This window comes from Photobacterium jeanii (genome assembly GCF_001650345.1).
Lineage (GTDB): Bacteria > Pseudomonadota > Gammaproteobacteria > Enterobacterales > Vibrionaceae > Photobacterium > Photobacterium jeanii.
Map to the genome: position 1 here is coordinate 525,991 of NZ_LVHF01000012.1, position 21,355 is coordinate 547,345.

General features: G+C 43.9%; 14 protein-coding genes. 8 read left to right on the top strand and 6 right to left on the bottom strand.

Features of this window, described 5'->3' with window-relative positions:
* The first annotated feature begins 157 nt into the window (after nt 1-157).
* Nucleotides 158-853, top strand: a complete 696-nt coding sequence (locus A3K86_RS03780; RefSeq protein WP_068327934.1) for a DUF2786 domain-containing protein — start codon at nt 158-160, stop codon at nt 851-853.
* Nucleotides 854-1,223: 370 nt separating this feature from the next.
* A complete protein-coding gene (locus A3K86_RS03785) occupies nt 1,224-2,528 on the top strand; it encodes an inosine/guanosine kinase (RefSeq protein ID WP_068327937.1) in 1,305 nt (434 codons plus the stop codon).
* Nucleotides 2,529-2,729: 201 nt separating this feature from the next.
* Here the strand turns inward: A3K86_RS03785 and hrpA are convergent, their stop codons facing one another.
* Nucleotides 2,730-6,593: an ATP-dependent RNA helicase HrpA gene (gene hrpA, locus A3K86_RS03790; protein ID WP_269747604.1), complete on the bottom strand. Its 3,864-nt coding sequence runs from the start codon at nt 6,591-6,593 to the stop codon at nt 2,730-2,732.
* 241 nt (nt 6,594-6,834) lie between these two features.
* On the opposite strand from hrpA, the gene A3K86_RS03795 reads away from it, so the two are divergent.
* The 5 genes from A3K86_RS03795 to A3K86_RS03815 all read left to right on the top strand — a co-directional run bounded on the left by A3K86_RS03795 (nt 6,835) and on the right by A3K86_RS03815 (nt 12,932).
* Complete coding sequence (locus A3K86_RS03795) at nt 6,835-7,290, top strand: tellurite resistance TerB family protein (RefSeq protein ID WP_068327940.1); 456 nt, start codon at nt 6,835-6,837, stop codon at nt 7,288-7,290.
* Nucleotides 7,291-7,440: 150 nt separating this feature from the next.
* Complete coding sequence (locus A3K86_RS03800; RefSeq protein WP_068327943.1) at nt 7,441-8,937, top strand: ATP-binding protein; 1,497 nt, start codon at nt 7,441-7,443, stop codon at nt 8,935-8,937.
* Nucleotides 8,915-9,571: a response regulator transcription factor gene (locus tag A3K86_RS03805; RefSeq protein ID WP_068327946.1), complete on the top strand. Its 657-nt coding sequence runs from the start codon at nt 8,915-8,917 to the stop codon at nt 9,569-9,571. The genes A3K86_RS03800 and A3K86_RS03805 overlap by 23 nt, the downstream gene beginning before the upstream one ends.
* Nucleotides 9,572-9,589: 18 nt before the next feature.
* Complete coding sequence (locus A3K86_RS03810) at nt 9,590-10,483, top strand: DUF2861 family protein (RefSeq protein ID WP_232321901.1); 894 nt, start codon at nt 9,590-9,592, stop codon at nt 10,481-10,483.
* Between the two features lie 172 nt (nt 10,484-10,655).
* Nucleotides 10,656-12,932: a glycoside hydrolase gene (locus tag A3K86_RS03815; protein WP_068327949.1), complete on the top strand. Its 2,277-nt coding sequence runs from the start codon at nt 10,656-10,658 to the stop codon at nt 12,930-12,932.
* A gap of 273 nt (nt 12,933-13,205) precedes the next feature.
* Here the strand turns inward: A3K86_RS03815 and A3K86_RS03820 are convergent, their stop codons facing one another.
* From A3K86_RS03820 to gcvPA, 4 genes are all read right to left on the bottom strand, one after another.
* Nucleotides 13,206-13,973, bottom strand: a complete 768-nt coding sequence (locus A3K86_RS03820; protein ID WP_068327952.1) for an SDR family oxidoreductase — start codon at nt 13,971-13,973, stop codon at nt 13,206-13,208.
* A gap of 35 nt (nt 13,974-14,008) precedes the next feature.
* Complete coding sequence (locus A3K86_RS03825; RefSeq protein ID WP_068327955.1) at nt 14,009-15,166, bottom strand: ATP-NAD kinase family protein; 1,158 nt, start codon at nt 15,164-15,166, stop codon at nt 14,009-14,011.
* A 90-nt stretch (nt 15,167-15,256) separates the two neighbouring features.
* The gene (gene gcvPB / locus A3K86_RS03830; protein WP_068327959.1) at nt 15,257-16,810 is read right to left on the bottom strand and encodes an aminomethyl-transferring glycine dehydrogenase subunit GcvPB; all 1,554 of its coding nucleotides are present in this window, start codon (nt 16,808-16,810) and stop codon (nt 15,257-15,259) included.
* Nucleotides 16,811-16,822: 12 nt separating this feature from the next.
* Nucleotides 16,823-18,223: an aminomethyl-transferring glycine dehydrogenase subunit GcvPA gene (gene gcvPA / locus A3K86_RS03835; RefSeq protein ID WP_068330173.1), complete on the bottom strand. Its 1,401-nt coding sequence runs from the start codon at nt 18,221-18,223 to the stop codon at nt 16,823-16,825.
* A 529-nt stretch (nt 18,224-18,752) separates the two neighbouring features.
* Between gcvPA and A3K86_RS03840 the strand changes: the two genes are divergently transcribed.
* Nucleotides 18,753-20,693 (top strand): sigma 54-interacting transcriptional regulator, encoded by a 1,941-nt coding sequence (locus A3K86_RS03840; RefSeq protein WP_146145574.1) that lies wholly within the window; start codon nt 18,753-18,755, stop codon nt 20,691-20,693.
* 14 nt (nt 20,694-20,707) lie between these two features.
* On the opposite strand, the gene A3K86_RS03845 is transcribed toward A3K86_RS03840, so the two are convergent.
* Complete coding sequence (locus A3K86_RS03845; protein ID WP_068327964.1) at nt 20,708-21,355, bottom strand: GNAT family N-acetyltransferase; 648 nt, start codon at nt 21,353-21,355, stop codon at nt 20,708-20,710.

A 21,355-nucleotide genomic window follows, 5' to 3' on the forward strand; every position in this document is an offset into this window, starting at 1 on the left:
ACACAGATTTCATTACAAGTAACTCAAATACTTACTCTTTCACTGGTGTTTTTTGCAGCATATGCAAACAAGGTTTAGGACGTTACTAAATTTTCTCTGAAATTTTGCTGATAACCAGTTAAAATATGTCCCCCATTTTTAGAGCGAGTTTGATTGAATGTCTGAAAATAAGCGCAAAGCACTTCAAAAAATTGCTAAATGCTTAGAGCTAGGTAACTCTGCAAACGTGAACGAAGCCGCACAAGCCATTCGCATGGCGCATCGTCTGATGCTGAAATACGGCTTGGACAAAGACGATGTCGAGTTCATTAAAATGGGTAAAACCAAAAGCAAAACCTTGTTACCTGCTGATATTAGCCCGCAGATTCTTAAAATTATTCGTGGTATTAACCGTCGTTTCGGCGTGGAATGCGTGCTAACCAACTACAAAGGTTTAAAAGAAGCTGAGTTCATTGGGGTGGCAGAACGTGCCATTTTTGCAGCCTTTGCTTTCGATATCGTTTACCGTGAGATGAACCAGCAAACAGGACAATTCCGTAATAGCTTTGCTGGCACTGGTGCAAGTTCAAGTGAAGTGACTCGCCGAGTATCATCATTCTTAGCGGGTTGGATTGAAGGTGCGCTTGAGAAGCTACCTGTGCTGACTACAGATGATGATCACGAGCAACGCCTTACCAACTATATCGATAAAGAATTTCAAAACATCGACCGTGAGACTTTCAAACAGCAACTTCAAGAAGCGATGAAAGGCATCACTGATGATTACGAAAGAGGCATGAAGAAAGGTCGCAGTATCTCCGTTAACCGCCCTGTTGACGGTTCATCGCCTGCAGCCAAGCTGATGCTAGAGTAATACTTCCCTTATTTCTTTGAGTTGATTCTTTTATAAAGCTTTCGGCTCACATTAAAGCTCGTAAAGCCAAGGTTTCGTACCTTGGCTTTTCTCTATCTTATTAGCCATATCGCGTTAAAAACGGGATCACCAAAACGCTAATTTCACTAAAATATAACTCACAACAATTAGCCCCAAGTAGGATTCATTCTCAATCCGTTCAATCTCTGTACTGTTTTTGCACTTCCCATAAATTTCTGTGACTTAGATCGCTTAAAAATAAGCCGCCAAACTACTTTTTGTCATTAGATTGTGATGAAAGCGATTGTTTCTTTGATTTCTGTGGTAGAATCAAATCAAAATCCCCCAAACAAATAGCCTTTACTACAACATGAAATTTCCTGGTCAGCGTAAGTCAAAGCATTACTTTCCTGTCAATGCCCGCGATCCATTAATGGCTCAAATTCAACAAGAAACACCACTTGCAAGCTCTCACATTGTGGGTGTTGGTCAAACCATTGTTGACATTGAAGCGCGTGTTGATGATGAGTTTCTAGCTCGTCATTCTCTGAGTAAAGGTCACTCATTAGTGCTCGACCAAGATAAAGCAGAACTACTTTACGAAGAGCTTAAAGAGCGTAACCTGATCAGCCACGAATACCCTGGCGATACTATCGGTAATACCCTGCACAACTACTCTGTGCTAGCGGATGATAAGTCGATCCTACTTGGCGTAATGAGCAAAGATCTTAAGATTGGCTCTTACGCGTACCGTTACCTATGTAACACCTCAAGCCGTATGGATCTTGACTACCTTCAGCCTGTTGATGGCCCTATTGGTCGTTGTTACACCCTAATCACAGAAGACGGTGAACGTACTTTCGCGATCAACGAAGGCGACATGAACCAACTTCGTGCTGATAGCATTCCAGAATGTGCTTTCGAAAATGCTTCTGCCCTTGTGCTTTCTTCTTACCTTGTTCGCGGTAAACCAACCGATCCAATGAAAGACGCAGCGCTTCGTGCGATCGATCACGCGAAAAAGCATAACGTTCCTGTAGTCCTTACTTTGGGTACCAAGTACGTTATCGAAGACAAGAAAGAATGGTGGATTGAATTCCTGAAAGAACACGTTTCTTGCGTTGCAATGAACGAAGAGGAAGGCGAAGCACTAACAGGTGAGAAAGATCCACTGCTAGCAGCAGACAAAGCACTTGAGTGGGTTGATATGGTGCTATGTACTGCCGGTCCTGTTGGACTATACATGGCAGGTTACACTGACGACGAACTAAAACGTGAGTCGACTCACCCACTGCTACCGGGTCAAATCCCTGAATTCAACAAATACGAGTTCAGCCGCCCAATGCGTAAAGATAGCTGTGAAAACCCTATCCGTGTTTACTCTCACATTGCACCTTACCTAGGCGGCCCTGTTGAGATCAAAAACACCAATGGCGCAGGTGATGCAGCTTTGTCTGCCCTACTGCACGACATGTCAGCTAACGGCTTCCACAAAGCGAACGTGCCGAACTCGTCTAAGCATCAGGGGGAATTCCTGACTTATTCATCGTTCTCGCAAATCTGTCGTTACTCGAACCGTGTAAGCTACGAAGTGTTAACCCAGCATGCACCGCGTCTATCTCGTGGTCTGCCAGAGCGTGAAGACTGCTTGAAAGAAGATTACTGGGAACGTTAATTCCCCCTTCTTCGCAAGACATCAATAGACGGAAAACGGAGCATGAAGCTCCGTTTTTTGTATCTGCCATTTAGCGCGGACTAAGCCTGTCTTAATTCATATAAGCCCATCAAAAGACATAAAAAAACCGAAGCTAAATCAGCTTCGGTTTTCTCTTATCAATAAACGGCTATCTATTGATGCAGCGCCAGTGTTATACCATCAACACTCAGCAATAGCATTCAACACACGTTTATCAGATACCGGATACGGTGTACCCAACTGCTGAGCAAAGTAACTTACGCGAAGTTCTTCAATCATCCAGCGAATTTCTTTCACCTGATCTGGAATAGGCTGACCTTTCGGGATCTTATTCAGCAACTCTTTGTAGTCATTCGTCACTGATTCAATCTTCAGGATATGCACGCGGTCTTTGTTTGGATCGATTGGTAGTTTCTCCATTCGACGTTCAATCGCACGCATGTAACGAAGAATATCTGGCAGACGTTTCCAACCACATTCTGTCGCAAAGCCTTTGAAGATCAAACCTTCAATCTGCGCTTTAATATCTGATAGCGCAAATGCCATCGTTAAATCAACACGGCCTTTCAATCGCTTATTGATATTGAATGCCGTCGTAAGAATTTCTTCTACTTGCTGGGCAATTTCAACGACGGTGTCACCCAGTTCAGCACGGATATATTCTTTGGTCGCTTCAAACTTCTCAGGCTCCCAAACTAAACCACCCTGCTGTTCAAGCAACTTATCAATACCACAGGCTATACAGTCATCGATCAAATCAAGCACGCGACCGTAAGGGTTAAAGTACAGACCCAATTTAGATTTGTTCGGCAAGTTAGCATGCAGATATTTAATTGGCGAAGGTACATTCAGTAGCACCAAACGACGCAAACCTTGCTGCATCACGCTTTGCTGCTCTTCCTGCGTTTCGTACAGTTTGATACCCACCGAGTCTTTGTTATCCACCAGCGCTGGGTAGGCTTTTACTTCAAAACCGCCACGCTTTTGCTGATAACGCTCAGGCAAAGTACCAAAGCTCCACGTTTTCAGACCTTCTTGCTCGATATCATCATCAGCCACTTGCGATAAGGTTTCTTGAACCTTGTCTTTCAAGCTTTCTTTAAGACCGAACAGATCTTTACTTTCTTTTAGCTTACGGTTGCGGTGATCGACACTGCGATAAGTGATCTTCAGGTGATCAGGGATCTGATCTAAATTCCAGTCTTCACGCAAGATACTCACGCCCGTCATACGCTTCAATTCTTTTTCTAGCGCATCAAGTAGCGGCATAGATTGCGCTTCAACACGTGCTAAGAATGCATCAGCATAGTTAGGTGCAGGTACAAAGTTACGGCGTAATGTTTTCGGTAACGACTTGATCAGTGATACCACTAACTCTTGTCGTAAGCCCGGGATCTGCCAGTCAAAACCATCAGGTTCAACCTGGTTTAGAATAGGCAACGGAATGTGAACAGTCACACCATCGTTATCCTCACCCGGCTCAAATTGATAGCTTAGTTTTAGTTTCAAGATTCCTTGGTGCCAAAAGTTCGGGTAATCCAAGTCCGTCACATGACTAGCATCGCCACGGAATAGCATCTCGCGCTCAAAGTTAAGTAACTCGTTATCTTCACGCGCTGCTTTCTTCCACCAAGTATCGAAATGACGCCCAGATACGACACTATGATCGATACGCTGATCGTAGAATTCAAACAACTGGTCATCATCGATCAAAATGTCACGGCGACGTGATTTGTGCTCAAGCTCTTCAACTTCACGAAGCAGCTTACGGTTTTGATGGAAGAACTTATGCTTAGTTTCCCAATCCCCTTCCACCAGCGCAGAACGAATGAAGATTTCACGCGATACTTGCCCGTCGATACGACCATAGTTGACCTTACGCTTACCCACAACTGGGATCCCGTAAAGCATCACTTTCTCGAACGCAAATACAGCCGCTTGTTTCTTCTCCCAATGAGGTTCACTGTAGCTGCGTTTAATAAGGTGCTGCGCTAATGGCTCAACCCACTCAGGTTGAATTTTCGCAGCAACACGGCCCCATAAACGAGAGGTTTCTACCAGCTCAGCTACCATTACCCACTTCGGCTGTTTCTTGAAAATGCCAGAGCCTGGGAAAATATTAAAGCGCGCATTACGTGCACCTTGGTACTCGTTTTTCTCTTGGTCTTTCAAACCAATGTGCGACAACATACCCGCCAACAATGCGGTATGTATACCTTGGTAGCTGGCTTCTTGTTCATTGATTTTGAAGTCTAGCTCTTTCACTACTTGCGATACTTGGTAGTAAATGTCTTGCCATTCGCGTACACGCAAGTAGTTAAGGTAGTCTTTCTTACACTGACGACGGAACTGATTACCCGATAGCGCCTGTTGTTGCTCTTGGATGTGATCCCACAGATTCACATAGCTCAAGAAATCTGATTCTTTGTCGTTAAAGCGACGGTGCTTCTCGTCAGAAGCTTGTTTCTTCTCGGACGGACGTTCACGAGGATCTTGAATCGACAATGCCGATGCAATGATCATTACTTCACGCAATGCACCTTGCTTTGGCGCTTCCAGCACCATACGCGCTAAACGAGGATCGATTGGCAAACGAGATAACTGACGACCTAGCGTCGTTAGGCGCTTACGCGGATCAGTCGCCTTGTTATTAATGGCGCCTAACTCGTCAAGCAGGCGGATACCGTCTTGAATATTGCGGTTGTCGGGAGCTTCTACAAATGGGAAAGCTTGAATATCACCCAAGCCAATCGCTGTCATTTGCAGAATAACTGACGCTAAGTTAGTACGCAGAATTTCTGGATCAGTAAACTCAGGGCGCGATAGGAAATCGTCTTCAGAATACAGACGAATACAGATACCTTCCTGCACACGACCACAACGACCTTTACGCTGATTGGCACTCGCTTGAGAAATCGGCTCAATCGGCAAGCGCTGTACTTTGGTACGGTAGCTATAACGACTGATGCGCGCAGTACCAGGGTCGATAACATACTTAATACCCGGTACGGTTAACGAGGTTTCAGCCACGTTCGTTGACAATACAATGCGACGACCAGAGTGCGATTGGAATACGCGGTTTTGCTCCCCTGCCGACAAACGGGCGTACAGTGGCAAAATCTCGGTATCACGCAGATTACGCTTTTCAAGTGCGTCTGCGGTATCACGAATTTCACGTTCACCGTTCATGAAGATCAGGATGTCACCTAAACCTTCATCGCAGAGCTCATCAACAGCGTCAAAAATCGCTTGTAGTTGATCACGGTCGCTATCATCGCCGTCTTCGCTAATTGGACGGTAACGGGTTTCAACCGGATACGTACGACCAGACACTTCAATGATTGGCGCATTATTGAAATGCTTAGAGAAACGCTCTGGGTCGATAGTTGCCGAGGTGATGATCACTTTCAGATCTGGGCGTTTTGGCAGTAGCTCACGCAAATAACCCATGATGAAATCGATGTTTAAGCTACGTTCGTGAGCTTCATCGATAATGATAGTGTCGTACTGATTTAAGAAACGGTCGTTCTGGATTTCTGCCAGCAAGATACCGTCTGTCATCAGTTTAACTTGGCTGCGATCAGACACTTTGTCGTTAAATCGCACCTTATAACCTACGTATGAACCAAGCTCACATTGCAGCTCTTCAGCAATACGTGTCGCGACAGAGCGAGCAGCCAGACGACGAGGCTGAGTATGACCAATCATACCCGAGGTACCACGCCCTAGCTCTAAACAGATTTTTGGTAACTGAGTGGTTTTACCCGAACCGGTTTCACCCGCCACAATCACAACTTGGTTGTGCTTAATGGCTTCGGCGATTTCGTCTTTCTTCTGGCTTACTGGAAGCAGTTCTGGATAGGTGATGGTTGGACGCTGGGTTTTACGCATCTCAACCACTTGCATTGACTTAGCAATGTCGAGAGCAATCTCATCAAAAACAGCATGTTTGGCTTTTTCATTTTTAATTCTTGCCGCGCCTTGAACTCGTTTCTGCAAACGGAAACGGTCGCGCATCATGCAGTCTTTGATCGCTGCTTTCAGCGTTTTTTCATTATTTAAAACGCTTTGAGAAGAGTTGTTATCCTGACTCAAGGGATTTCCTGATTCTGAACACTAAAAAACTGGCGGGATTCTACCATAAATGGACGACTAACTTCCTCTTTCAGGGAGTTATCTGGAAAATTCGCTGTCTATACTTTTATCGATAACATAAATTACTGTGTCAATCCTATTGGAATGAACGTAATAACCATTACCAAATAGCAATAACTGAGAGATCAATATGTTTAATCAACTACGCACTTTATTGCGTCAAGTCATGCACGAAGGAACGGATGGTGGCGCAGTTGATACAACGAGTATGCATGTCGCCATGGCCTCATTGCTCTGCGAAGTGGCAAGCGCTGACCATGAGGTCGACCCTAGGGAAGAACAAGCCAAGGTTAGTTTGTTGGTCAGCTTACTTGATGTCAGCGAAGCTCGTGCAAACCAATTACTGGCTGATGCCAAAGTGAAAAGCGCCAATTCGGTATCACTCTACGAATTCACCACCAAGCTACGTGCATTACAGCCAGAGCAGCGCTATTCGTTAATCGAGGCTATGTGGCAAGTGGCTTATGCCGACGGTGTGATTGACCCGCTTGAAGAAGCGGTGATCCGCCAAGTGTCCGAGCTGATCTATGTTGATCACTCACAATTTATCAAAGCCAAACTGGCTGCTACTCCTAAGCCTAATTAATTCACCTTATTTGTCGTGCTCCCCTCTTCTCTTTTTAAGGGGGGGATACAGCAATTGTGCTAACTAATAACTGATTTATTGACATAAAGGTTACAATTGAGAACGAGATATCACTAAAATTGCTGCTTACCTTGTTATCGGACTTGCTTGATGAGCCGCCTTACCACGCTTTTATTCCTTTGTTTGGCTGTTACTTTCCCTTGCACACTGTTAGCCCAAAGTGAGCAAGCACTCAGCCTACAAGGCAAATGGCAAACCCTCTATCAGCGAAGCTGGAATGCCGTGCCAGTTACTGTATCTCAACAAACCTTAAATCAATACCCGACGACATTACTGCAAGAGAGCGCTCGCTACCCTAATTTTGAACGTTTTTCTTGGCAAGAGATCCAATCATTAGCCACATTGGTCGCCACATGCCGCAACCACCCAGCAGATCAATCTAAGACGCTATTATCGACTACCAACCAAGAACTAAAAGACGCCATTACATTTGAGCTTGCACTATGTCATCAACAAGCATTACCGACACAATGGTTTTCGAGCCATAGCTTACTCCACCCGGCTGGTGGCAGCTTTGCTGACCGCTATGTTACTCAATACCCAGATTCACTCACTCAGCTTACTAATTACTTAACAATAGCTAATCCGCATCATCCTCTTTTTACTAAGCTCTCACCTCTTTCAACCCAAGGTCGTGAAGCTCTTTTTAGTGGTTTTCGCGCATGGTTAGAAAGCGATGGGTTACAAGATAATACCTTATGGCTAAGTGGCGAACAGGGCTGGAAGGCGATCCCAGATAGCACTTGGCAACCTTTAACTAAAGAGCTCAATATCTCTCTAAATAGTGAAAGCTGCACTCTGCACTATAGCAACCTATGTATTAGCGAACGTACAGATCATTATCAGACTTTCACCCAAGCCATAATTGGCTTTCTGAGCTTGTTAATAGTCATCGTAAGCCTTAGAGGGATATTCATTAAAAGACAGCAAAGTCGAGAGAGAAGTTTTATTTTGCAGTTGCTCACCCACGAGCTTCGCACCCCTATTACTAGCTTGGGGTTAACCGTTGAAATGTTTCGTGAGCAATATGATCATATGTCGCCAGAAGGACAAGACGCCACTTGGCGACTCATTTCAGATTTTCAGCGTCTCTCTCAGCTGACAGAAAACAGTAAAATCTATTTAAGCACGACAGATTCAGCTCAGTTATTAGAACAACCAGCCTCACTCGATGAGTGGCTAGAATATGTATGCAAAAAACACAATGTGCCGTATCAGCTGAGCCATGATCAAGAACTCAACTTACCTTATTACTGGCTAACTGTGTGCCTTGATAACTTGATTAAAAATGCCAAACAGCACGGTCAAGGTAAGGTAATCGTTCGTGCAAAACTAACGAATAAAGTCACCATTGAAGTGCAAGATGAAGGTCAGCTTCCTCACCCTATCATCATGTATTTATCACGTTGGCCACTTCTGAATGTTATTCACAATTCAACTAAGCAAAGAAAGCATCATGACAATATGGGAATCGGCTTAACTATCGTTTCCCATCTGATGAAAAAAGCCGGAGGTAAGCTGCTCATTTCACGTAATCCCACTCGTTTTATTTTGGAACTTCCTTATGAAAACCATTCTATTGATTGAAGATGATGCCTTGCTTGGTCAAGGACTTGTCAGTTTCTTCAAATCCCATGGTTACCAATGCTTATGGGTTCAAAAAGCGCCTGATGTTAACGCACTTTGGTTCAAAGCTGATTTGGTTATATTGGATCGTCAACTAGATGATGGTGATAGCTTACAGCACCTTTCTGATTGGCTGCTTTTAAAGGCACTTCCAGTAATAGTGCTTACCGCCAGAGTTGATGTAGCCCAACGCGTTGAAGGGTTAATGGCTGGAGCAAAAGATTACATGACCAAACCTTTTGCTAATGAAGAACTATTAGCCCGGGTGATCAGCCAATTACGCCCATTAGGCAATACTAACCTCAACTACGCAGGTATTGAGATTCATCTTGGTGAACGCCAAGCTAAATTAAATAATGAATACATTTCATTAAAACCAAAAGAATTTCAGCTACTAGTGTTACTGGTACAAAACCAAGGTCGTGTTTTCCATCGCGATGAACTACTCAATAAAATCTGGGGCTACCAAGCGTTTCCAAATACCCGTACCGTCGATAATCACGTATTACGCTTACGCCAAAAGCTACCTGTGTTAAATATCGAAACACACCGTGGCGTTGGTTATCGCTTAGTAAAAGAATCACATTCCAAATAGTAGAGAGCAGCACTATTCATGGCTTTTAGTTCACTCATAAAAAACAAGCTCCCGGTACTACTGTCTTGCATCATCACAGCCACACCTACAATGCTTGCAGCTCAGCCGGCTGATACCTGGTTCAGTGACACCCCGCTAAGACATACATATCAGGCCCTCGTTGAACACCAACCTGAACTGGCTTGGCAAGAACTGGTGTTAGCGCTTAGCCAATATGAACTTAATGAGCAATATTGGGTACCAGCAAAACAAGCGATCTTGAATCAAACCGAGTGCGGTCAAAAGCTCACTATGCATGCAAGTAATGTCCCTACAGGTGCTCACATTGAACTCAGCATTGTGCGCAGTTTTGGGCTATCGACGCAAAGCTATCAAATAAAGTTGTCAGCCCAAGAAAATTTAGCGCCAGAAGATCAAACAAATACCAATAAAGCAGCGTCTTACCCTATTGTGCTCCGCTCCCCGCAAGGCAAGGTATTGCTTGATGCTCAATTCCAACTCAAGAAGCAATACCAAGAATTTGAAGTCAAAGACATGCTATTAACACCAAGTTCTGGCATCTATCAACTCAAGCTAAATAATCATACTATCCCGCTGATCATTTCAAACGTAGATGATGACCGTTGGCTCACCTTAGAAAACAAGCTAAGTGCACCTCACATTCGAGTTAACTTGCCTCCTCATGTAGAAACATGCTCCCCAGCCAATGTTAGCTGGCAATGGTTCGATATAAATTATGAACAACTTGGTGCCAAGATCCCTTTTACTCATAATGATATGCCAGTACCGAAATCAAGCCCTTACCCTGAGGAAGCCAAACACCTCAGTGCAACAGCTGCACTAAGTGAATATCAACAAGGGATCATTATCAATTATATCCAAAGAGTAGCTATTCCCTATTCAGAGCAGTAGTTAGCCAACTCAATTTAAGTGACAAATTGAGCATTAACTTAATCTTCTCATGGAATCATTACAGCGGATTACCAAAAAGGTTTACATTTACCAGACAATTGGAGACAAACAGAAGACAAAATGATAACAGTCATTCGCTTTAATAACCTCTCAAGTTATTAAGGAGCGAAACATGACAAACCGTCAGTTCAAGGCGCTTTGTGCGTTATCATTTGTTACTTTTTCCTATGTAGGCGTATCAAATGCAGAAGCGAGTGATATCACACTTGGTACACCAACAGAAAACATTACCCTTTCTCCACAATACCTTAATGTCCAATGGAACGGGTTACCTATCAATACGGCAGCCCTTAAGGTCAATCATCAAACCCAAACTATCACTAACCTCAAAACGAATGGCAGTGTCAGTGCAAGTTGGACACTGCAACCAAGCGGCATTCAGGCTAAAGCTCGGCTAAACAATAACGAGCTCACCTTAAGTTTTGCTGTATCCAAGCACAGTAAAATTCATCGTAATCAGCCAATTACACTTGATTGGTTCAACCTTGATGAACAAAAAACGACTAGCTTATTACTTCCCTTCGGCGAAGGTATGCGCATACCTATTAATCACCCACAATGGGCAAAATACCTCGATGATAGCCACTCTGGAGCAAATACAACGCAAGATCTAAAAATGCCTTTTTGGACAGCAGAAATTAACGATAATTTTTTCAGCTACCAGTTAATTACTGCAACCAATAACCAGCTCAATTTTGCACCAACAAAACACAAAGTAGACATGCAAGCTGCCCATCAATTTACAGTATTAAACCGTAATCAGCCGTTTACTGTGGTGATTAGTCGTAGTAAAAGCGTCCTTGGTGGTGCGCAGCATTATCGTCAGTGGCGCATTGCCAATAAGCTCAGCGAATCGTTTGATGTAAAAATGAAACGCAATCCTCAACTACAACGCCTAATTGGTGCCAGCCATGTGTATCTCTTTGGTAAAGACCCTTTAAGTATTCAAGACGTTAGAGATTGGTGGGGACTAAAAGATTGGTTTTTCAATGACTCGTCGTTAGCAGTTTCGAAAGAAGCAAATCGAGAACTTGGCAATTTAACGCAAGGCAAAGATTGGTTTAGCCAATACCATAAACAGCTGCTGCTTGACTCAATCAGTATTTCTCTCGCTAATAAGTTTTCAGTCGCTCGTCCAACACTCAGCGACAATACTATTAAAGCGCAATTTGATACCGCCCAACAACGCACTCAATGGCTAGCGAAGCACGCGGGTAAATTCCTCATCACGCCCAATAAATGGGGACAAGCACTCTCGACCGATATGCTAGCTAGCTTTAAAAAAGCGGGACTTAATAAGCTATGGTTAGGGTTTGATAACTGGATGCCAGCATTCTATAACCCTGAAGTTATTGACGCAGCAAAGAACGCTAATTACCTTGTGGCGACTTATGACTCATATAACACTGCAATTCCTGCAGGCACCAATGATGGTTGGCTGACGGCACAATTACCAACCCCAATGCGCCAGCAATGTGCCATTGAACAAGCTGATGGCACTAAGAAAAAAGGGTTTAGAGGAAACGGCTATTATCTAAATCCAAACTGTCACTTAGCGTATGTTCAGCAACGCATATTAGATATTGTGAAATATGGCCGCTTCAACAGCCTCTTTTTGGATGTTGATGCAACTGCAATGGCGCGTGAAGATTACCGTGATGGCAGCAGCGAGTCAGATATGCTCACAGCTTTCAACGATCGAATGGCGTGGATTGCGAGCCAAGATCAGTTGGTTCTTGGCTCGGAAGATGGCAACAGCTTGACAACGAAAGGGATCAGTTTTGCCCATGGTTTAGAAACCGTAGGCTTTGGTTGGACAGATAAAGACATGCACAAAAACCGCAAGTCGCCTTATTACCTTGGACGTTGGTATCCTGACCATAAACCCGAGTTCTTCTTTAAGCCGGCAAAGGTAAAAACGCCATACAAAACTTTACTGTTTTCACCCCAATACCGTGTACCGTTATATCAAACTGTATTTCACGATGAAGTGATTAATAATCACCACTGGCATACTGACATCTTAAAGTTCACCGATGTCAAAGCGGCGCGCGATTTAACAGCGATGCTTTACAACACGCCACCTATGGTGCATTTGACACGCGATGAAGCCTTGAGTAGCAACAGCCCTCGCATCCGCGCATTGAAACATTATCAGATCGCCTTTGAGCCCATCCATCAACAACTATGGGATAAAGCTTTAGTTAATTTTTCATGGTTAGATAAGCAAGGTGTTATCCAACAAACCACCTTCAGTGATGGCAGTAAAATCATTGCTAACTTCTCTAACAAGGCGTTTGTCCAAGGTAATACGAAAGTGAAGGCGCTTTCAATCAGAGCGAAATTAAGCAACGGTAAAGTGATTGAATGGCAGTCAAAATCGTTTTAGCCCTTAACATCATCAATCCTATTTTGTTTTATCGCAGTATAAAGTTATAGCCATTGATCAATACATAAAAAACAAAAGCACCGAATACCCCAATTCGGTGCTTTTCATAGTATGAGCAATGTTATCTCGCCCCGATAATGTAAGTAACGCTTGGTGACCGACCAATTGACCCGCAACGATATCTTGGCTATTGATAACCTTGCCTCTAGGGCTTTCGTAACTTTTGTTAAGCAGAGTATTGTTAGGCAGAGTAAGCCGTTTACCTACTCAGTTTTACATCAGGCCTTCGGTTAACTTGCCTATCGCGTTCATGCCTGTCCCAGCTTTGTAGCCACCATCTAAATCAATGGCTGTGCCTGTTAAGTAACTACAATCATCCGATGCTAAGAAATGGTTTATCGCTGCCACTTCTTCCGCTTGGCACAAGCGGCCTAATGGCCAAACATAGTCTTTTAGCATCAGCTCAAGTTCATTACCTTCGGCATGTGCCATCGGGGTATCAATGGTTGAAGGACAAACGCAGTTCACGCGAATATTACGATCAGCAAGTTCTAGCGCAGCAACGCGAGTAAGCTGAATAACGCCACCTTTGGTCGAGCAATAAGCACCATACCCCGGGAAGCCAATCTTACCTGCCAGCGATGCAGTATTGATGATTGAACCACCATCATTCATATGAACAGGCGCATGTTTCAAACCATACAGCACGCCACCAAAGTTGATGTTATAGACGCGTAGGTATTCATCCATTGTCGCTTCTTCTAGCATCTCACCAGGTACAATAATGCCGGCGTTGTTCACGCAAATATCGATCTTGCCTAGCGTCTCGCGGGTCATTTCAAACAGGTGCTGTACTTGATCTTCTTTCGACACATCCACTTTGACAAACATACAGCCAAGCTCATCAGCGAGCGCTTGTTGGTCTGCAATATCTGCTAGCACCACTTTTGCTCCGGCTTCGATAAAACGCTTAACTGTTGCCAGACCAACACCTGAACCGCCACCAGTAACAACAGCAACTTTATTCTTCAATGAAAACATATTAACTATCCTTTGTGTGGTTAAAACATAACGCTTTAATTAACAACTTGGCATATCGTTGATTCCATATACCCTGTGATCACTTTTTTATAACCACAGAGCGCTTCATTTAGCGCTGCGTCACCAGTATCAACTAATAGCCTTTTTTGATTAATCGACAGTAGCTTTTCTTTCGTTGCAACAATTTCAATATTCTGTTGCCCGACACAATGAATAATGCGCGGACTTATTTGTTGATTCCCTCTCCCTAAAATATGCCCTTGCCCACCTATGGCCGTGATGATGATTTTTACCGCCAGAGTGCGTTCTAACTGCGTATTCGATAAATGCTGCTGAACAAGCTCCCATAAGGTTTGCTCACTCACATCATTGGCAATGAGTTTACGATTACACACCACGTCAACACCGATTAAGGTATTGGGTAAACCAAGCCTTTCCATAATGCTGCGTGTGGTTGTGCCCGGGCCTATGATATAGAGCGCATCGGGCTGCATGGCTTCCACCACATCGCAACTAATCGCGTTGAGTATTGACGCTTCCGAGCGACTACGCTGTTTAACACTTTGAATTTGCTTAGTATTGGCTGGAACCTTGAGGTAACCGAACAATTTGGCTGAAACTCGTCCTTCGCGGTACCCTTCTTCATCCAAATCCATGACTTCAGCTTCACGGGTTTGTACTAACTTCCCCGTGATAAAATCAGCCACGGTTCTGCCTGCACCTTTCGGATTGACCGCGTAAACACCAGAATGAATTTTCACCCCAGCCGGTATTCCTAATACTGGAATTTCGCTCTGGTGTGCAGTACTGGCTATCGCACTATAGATATTGCGTGCTGTACCATCGCCACCCGCGAATAAAATCATGTCTACACAGCGTGCAACCATTTCTTTTACTGCTTGCTCGGTATCCTGTGCACTGGTATAGCCAATGCTGATACCGTTAATCACTTTAGGACTAAAACCAGCTTGCTTAGCGGCTTGCTCACCCATTTTGCTAGGGCAAGTGATCAGCTCAAACTCATCAGTAACCTGATGAAGCATCTGTAGAGCTTCGACGGTTCTGGCGCTAGACTCTGAATGCGCACCTAACTCAAAGGCTTTCCGTTGGATCAGATCACCATCGCTGCCTTTAAGCCCGACCCGTCCACCAATGCCGGCAACCGGATTTACAATGACGCCTATTTTCTTCATTCGTTAAACCACCTCTTCCAGTTTGGATTGCCTTACTTATCCAAAGAGCAGTGCTACCACCTAAAAGCTGTGGTAGCACCGAGTTAAGGTTTAGCGAAAACGTCGAGTGTATTGACGCCATGTGGTTGCGATGACTTTAAAGTCTTCACCCATTACATGGTTTGGTAGGTGTCGGCTGGCTTTATTTGGTGCTGTCGCGACAACTTCCGGATGCTCGATGCAATCTGTTGCTACCGCTTTCAGCACTTGCACAAAGTAGTCCATGTCATCTTTGTTGTAAGAATCACATGGCTCTGGCGTGAATGGTTCTGGCACTGTGTATGGGTGATGCGATTGCCACAACTCAGAAATACCGTAATCGACGATACGCGCATTCACGGCATCAACACCTAAGCCACCAGTTTGCTCAGCCAGTTTGTCGAACGACAAGCGTGTTTGCTCCATTCGACGAACACCTTCTTCGGCATAATGAAGCGATACACCCGGTACTTTTTCGAGGATTTCTTGGGTCATGTATTGGTTATTCAACACCGAAGTGATAGCAACCTGTTTAAGCCCTTCCGCCCCTAGCGACATACACCACATGTACGCACGAGCAACAACAGGGAAGTTACCCAAGTAAGCTTTCACATGACCAATACTTTGGTCACGGTCGTAATCTAGCCAGTATTTGCTACCATCAAACTCAACAGTTGGTTTCGGTAGGAACGGCGCTAGCTCTGCAGCACAGCCCAAAGCACCACAACCAGGACCACCACCACCGTGAGGAGACGAGAAGGATTTGTGCAAGTTAAAGTGCATCAAATCAAACCCAGCTTCACGAGCACGCGCAATACCTAATAACGCATTCGCATTCGCTTGGTCGTAGGCACAGATTGCACCTACATCATGTGCTGCTTGGGTAAACTGATCGATTTGCGAGTTGTAAATACCGGTATCTTCTGGGTTAGTAATGAAGATCCCAGCGGTTTTATCACTCAAGGCTGCTTTGAACTCTTCTAAACATGGCAAGCCAGTTTTCTCATCCGGTAATAAGGTGATCACGCGATAACCAAGAATCGCGGTCGCCGCTGCATCAACGGGGTGAGAATGAAGAGTGGTGATGATCTCGTTCTTATGCGTATTACCATTAGCTTTGTGATAAGCGCTAATGATTTGCGCGTTAGAATAGATGGCATGGCCACCCGAAGCAGGTAAGAATGAAATACGATCCATCCCGCCGATCTCTTTCATGATCTGCTCGGTTTCGTAATACATTTTCAAGATACCCTGCATGGATTCTTCCGCCTGTAGCGGGTGAACCCCAGCCAAGCCTGGATGACGAACCATATGCTCTTGCACTTTCGGACTGTACTTCAAGGTACATGTCCCTTGCGAAATACCGAGCGCGTTATCAGCGCCCAAGTTCTCCTGCGATAGGCGAATATAGTGACGATTCACCAAAGCTTGGTTTACTTCCGGCAAAGCAGGTTGATGCTTACGCTTAATACTTCCCAATACTGATACCACATTGCCTGCTGCGGCTTTTACAGCCTGTTCAGCTTGAGGGATGAGAATACCTCTTTCACCCGGTGTGCCCATTTCCATGATCACAGGCTCATTCCAACGTGCTTGGTGAAACTCTCTTAGTTTAATGTTTTCCATTATGTCATCCCCCTACTCAACCATTGCTTTCAACGTTTCAACTAGCTCATCAATATCACTTTGGGTGTGAATCTCTGTTACGCAGAACAGCGCACTTTGCCCAAGCTCTGGGAAGCTTTGTGATAAATCGTAGCCACCGAATATTTTGTGTTGCAGCAAGCCTTGATTAATTTCCGCAACCGTCTTGTTGGTGCGGTTAAAATCAACTACAAACTCTTTGAAGAAAGGCGCTGTGAACTGAATTGATACCCCAGGTATCTCAGCCAGTTGCTTCGCTGCGTATTGAGATTTTTGCATAATGGATTCGCCAATAGATGCCATACCCTGTGGACCCATCAGCGCTAAATACACCCCTGCCGCCATTGAAAGCAACGCAGCATTGGTACCAGTAAACTCAAGTGCATCTTCACGTACTGCATAAGAAGTACGCTCAAAAGCGGTTACCCAAGAGAAGCCGATTTCGCCATCAACACTTGTTGGAGATGCGCCAACCATCTGATCTTTGAGTTGATATAAATACGCCTCTTCATCTTTCACCATCACGTAACCAGCAACACCGCCACCCGCCGACATGTGATTACCTAACGAGTGAATATCACCACAAGCAATCGTGGCACCATAAGTACCCGGTGCTTCGATAACACCTAATGAAATCGGATCTGCGTAAACAATAAATTCAGCGCCAGCTTGTTTAGCCAGTTTGCCAATCTGTTCAGCCTGAGTTTCAACAACACCAAGGAAGGTTGGGTTCTCAATAAATACCGCCGCAGTTTGGTCGTCCAGCTTGCTTTGAAGATCATCTAAATCTAACAAGCCTGTTTGTTTATCAAATGCGATGTATTCAATGTCAGCAAAAGATTGTTCAATACCACCCAAGTAATTTTGGATAATTTCGCCATTTTGTGGACTCATGCTTTTCGGCATTAGCACTTTACGACGCTCAGTAATGCGGCAAGCTATACGAATCGCATGACCTGCAGATGTGCCACCATCATATTGCGGCATCGCCATACAGCCCATATCCAACAATTCAGCCATCATGCTTTGGTATTCAAACTGAATTTGCGATTTACCTTGGTCAGCCATTAAGCCTGAGTACGCAGTAGCAAGTTCGCCACGGCCTATAATTTCATCAACAACGGCAGGTACATAATGCGGTGCACAACCAGCCCCTAAAAAATATTTGTGCGTGGAAAGATTGGCATTTTGAGAAAGTAGATTATCAGCATGCCTGCGAATTGAATATTCGTCTAATAATGGCTCAGGAAGGTTCATTTCTTTTTGTAATAGGTGAGCAGGAATAGAATCGAATAATTCCATTTCTGTTTTCGCCTTTACCTTTTCCATGAGCACAGCTTTAGTCTCGGGAGCGGTATTGGGAATATAAGGATAAACAATATTTCGCTTGGTCATTTCTACCTCCATGAAGATATTCCATTTTCGAACAAGGTCGCTAAATTAAATAACAACCTCAAATTCTGTATGTACCTATCTATTCGTACCTATTTGTACTTGTCTGTTTGTACCTATCCCTAGGAGCAACTCATATACCAATCTAAAATACTGACTTCACACTTTTAAATTTACCTATCTAACCTTCTGATATAATTATTAAATTTAATTTAACAACAAACCTAAACCCACCAATATGCAGCAGTATCCCTTTTTCACTACTGTGCCAACACTGTTGCACCACCGTGTCACACCTGTTTGATTTGGCTAAATTTGGCACAGTGTTGTCACAATGCTTAAAACCGCTAGCTAACAATTAAAGCACCATAACGTGACACAAAACTCACAATTTTGTGCTACACAATGGTATTTATGGTGGATGTTCGGCTGTTTAATCAGCTTTACAACCAACAACGACTTAGACCTAAACATCGAAAGAACTTGAGAAATACGTATATAGAGCAGAGAGTCAATTTATCGAGGTGAACGAGTGGTATCATATCAAAGCAGGAAGCTAGAGACGCTAAGTATTCAAGAGCAACAATACCTTTCTATAATTGAAGACATGTCTGAGTTTGTAACTAAGCAAACACCTGACATGAAGCTAACTTTCGTTAATGATGCCTACTGTGATTTTACTGGTAAAACTCGGCAAGAGCTTATCGGGCGAAGCGAAATCGATTTTATTTACCATGAAGATATAAACAAACTGCTCGAATTCATCGCCTCAATTACCATTGAAACCCCAATAAATTCAGGCGTATTTCGGTTCATTAATAAAGAAAAACAAATCGTTTGGGTAGAATGGACTGGTCGCGCTTTTTTTAATGACTATGGTCACATCATAGAATACCAAGCTGTAGGTCGCGATATCACCGCAAGGAAAAAAGCCAGAGAGCAATTACAACAAGAAGTAAAAAAACGTACTATTGAACTAGAACAATTAAATAGTGATCTCGCGCAACTCAATAGCCACTTAAATAATATTTTAACCAACATTTCTGACGGCGTATTTGTTATTGATAGTGAAGGTAAGGTCGAGTTCCTTAATAATGTACTGCTTACAAACCTAAAAACGTCACAATCTCACTTTGAAAAGCAACTCGCTGATCTTATTTTCCAGACAAAGAATAGTCCAATTCACTCGCTTCTTCGCGATGGAAAACCTTTTCACCACTTTCACACCCTCTTCCCATCAACCGATGGCGATATTTCATGTTTAATTAGCGGTAGTCTACTTAATAACAATGAGAGTACGACCAAAACTTCTGCTTTAAATGAGCCTACCAACCGTAAAGCAATGATCATCGTAAAGCCATTAAAAGAAGTGAATAAGTTAGTAAATGATGTCAGTGGTAGCCACGCGAGATATACCTTTGATGATATCGTCACCAAGACACCTTCCATGAGGCAGGCCATCCACAATGCGCAAATACTTTCAGCCAACCAAAGTAATGTCTTAATCACAGGGGAAAGTGGTACGGGGAAAGAGCTTTTTGCTCAGTCGATCCACAACGCGAGCAAACGCAGTCATGGACCTTTTATTGCCATAAACTGCGGCACGATTCCTCGCGATCTGATCGGTAGCGAACTCTTTGGCTATAGTGATGGCGCATTTACCGGAGCAAGAAAAGGCGGAAAGCCGGGCAAATTTGAATTAGCGCAAGGCGGCACTCTCTTTTTAGATGAAATCGGTGATATGCCGTTAGAACAGCAAGTGATTCTACTTCGAGTGATTCAAGAAAAGCGGCTGACCCGTATTGGTGGTAACCGTGCGATTCCAACTGACGTCCGCATCATCTGCGCGACGAACAAATCTTTGTTCGACGAAATGAATAAAGGCAATTTCCGCCAAGACCTTTATTACCGCCTCAACGTAATGTCTTTCAAAATCCCACCGCTACGTGAACGTGTCGATGATATCGCATTACTGTTTGATTGCTTCATCAAACAATTTTCAAGCTCCATTTCGAGTAAGAGCGACAATCAAGACCATTACGATCAAGAGCTCATTAACTGTATCAATAACTACACTTGGCCCGGCAACGTGCGTGAGTTACAAAATATTACTGAACGTCTTTATTACATCGCTAATGGTGGGCCGCTTACTGCGGAATACCTACCTGCTCGGATCCGTCATTACCAACAAAACAATCATCAACAAAGCCATCACCAAGACAGTTATGCGTCACCGCACCCAAACGTAAAAAATAGCACTGGAGGTAATGTCGATACACACCCGATAAAATCAGACCCAACACTGCACGCAATTCGCGATAAACAGCAAGCCGCCACGATTGATAATGAAAAAGCGATCTTGCTATCTAGCCTTGCTCAATACAAAGGAAATGTCAGCCGCACCGCGAAAGCTCTGGGGCTTTCGCGCAGCACGCTATATCGAAAAATGAAGTTATATCAGGTTATTGGGTAGAGCGTTCCCTATGCTTATTCACTCAGGTTAAGCGTATTGATATACAAGCATGCTTCACTGCAATTTGAGCACCTTTGGTGTAGTGGCGAATCAAACTGCCCCTTATATTCGAAGCCCTGTTTTTCGTAAAACAAACTTGCGCCATCACGGTTTGCTTCAACAGTGACTTCGGATACACCGCTATCGCGACAATCTTGCAGAAACGCCTTTGTCATTCGACTACCAATGCCAGCACCTTGGTACTTTTCGTCAATCACAAATAACAGCAGCTCACTTCCCCACTCTTCACGTAACGCATTACGATTATTACTGTGCAAGGCGAAATCACGCATCACGGCTTTTTTCTGCTGCCAAGAAGCCGAAGGTGATAGCCAATATTTAGCTAACATTGATAAAGCTTTAACACGGTAAGACATGGGAATTGAATGCTGTGGTTTACCCTTGTTAATACCAAAAATAAACCCAACCACCTTTCCTTCTACTTCAGCAACAAGAGAGAAATTAGAGACTAACGGCGCACCCGAGGTATAAAAGAACCCCAAAACATCAGCCATGCTCTTAGATGGAAAATGCTTATCAAAGCACCAAGCTTGTTTCACTAAGTCTTCACAAGCTTGGTAATCACTATCTCTGTATTGACGATAACTAATGTTTGTTTCCAT

Bases quoted from the DNA above. Each gene is read 5' to 3' on its own strand.
- A3K86_RS03780 (WP_068327934.1), top strand. From the start codon at position 158: ATGTCTGAAAATAAGCGCAAAGCACTTCAAAAAATTGCTAAATGCTTA.
- A3K86_RS03785 (WP_068327937.1), top strand. From the start codon at position 1,224: ATGAAATTTCCTGGTCAGCGTAAGTCAAAGCATTACTTTCCTGTCAAT.
- A3K86_RS03795 (WP_068327940.1), top strand. From the start codon at position 6,835: ATGTTTAATCAACTACGCACTTTATTGCGTCAAGTCATGCACGAAGGA.
- A3K86_RS03800 (WP_068327943.1), top strand. From the start codon at position 7,441: ATGAGCCGCCTTACCACGCTTTTATTCCTTTGTTTGGCTGTTACTTTC.
- A3K86_RS03805 (WP_068327946.1), top strand. From the start codon at position 8,915: ATGAAAACCATTCTATTGATTGAAGATGATGCCTTGCTTGGTCAAGGA.
- A3K86_RS03810 (WP_232321901.1), top strand. From the start codon at position 9,590: ATGGCTTTTAGTTCACTCATAAAAAACAAGCTCCCGGTACTACTGTCT.
- A3K86_RS03815 (WP_068327949.1), top strand. From the start codon at position 10,656: ATGACAAACCGTCAGTTCAAGGCGCTTTGTGCGTTATCATTTGTTACT.
- A3K86_RS03820 (WP_068327952.1), bottom strand. From the start codon at position 13,973: ATGTTTTCATTGAAGAATAAAGTTGCTGTTGTTACTGGTGGCGGTTCA.
- A3K86_RS03825 (WP_068327955.1), bottom strand. From the start codon at position 15,166: ATGAAGAAAATAGGCGTCATTGTAAATCCGGTTGCCGGCATTGGTGGA.
- gcvPB (WP_068327959.1), bottom strand. From the start codon at position 16,810: ATGGAAAACATTAAACTAAGAGAGTTTCACCAAGCACGTTGGAATGAG.
- gcvPA (WP_068330173.1), bottom strand. From the start codon at position 18,223: ATGACCAAGCGAAATATTGTTTATCCTTATATTCCCAATACCGCTCCC.
- A3K86_RS03845 (WP_068327964.1), bottom strand. From the start codon at position 21,355: ATGGAAACAAACATTAGTTATCGTCAATACAGAGATAGTGATTACCAA.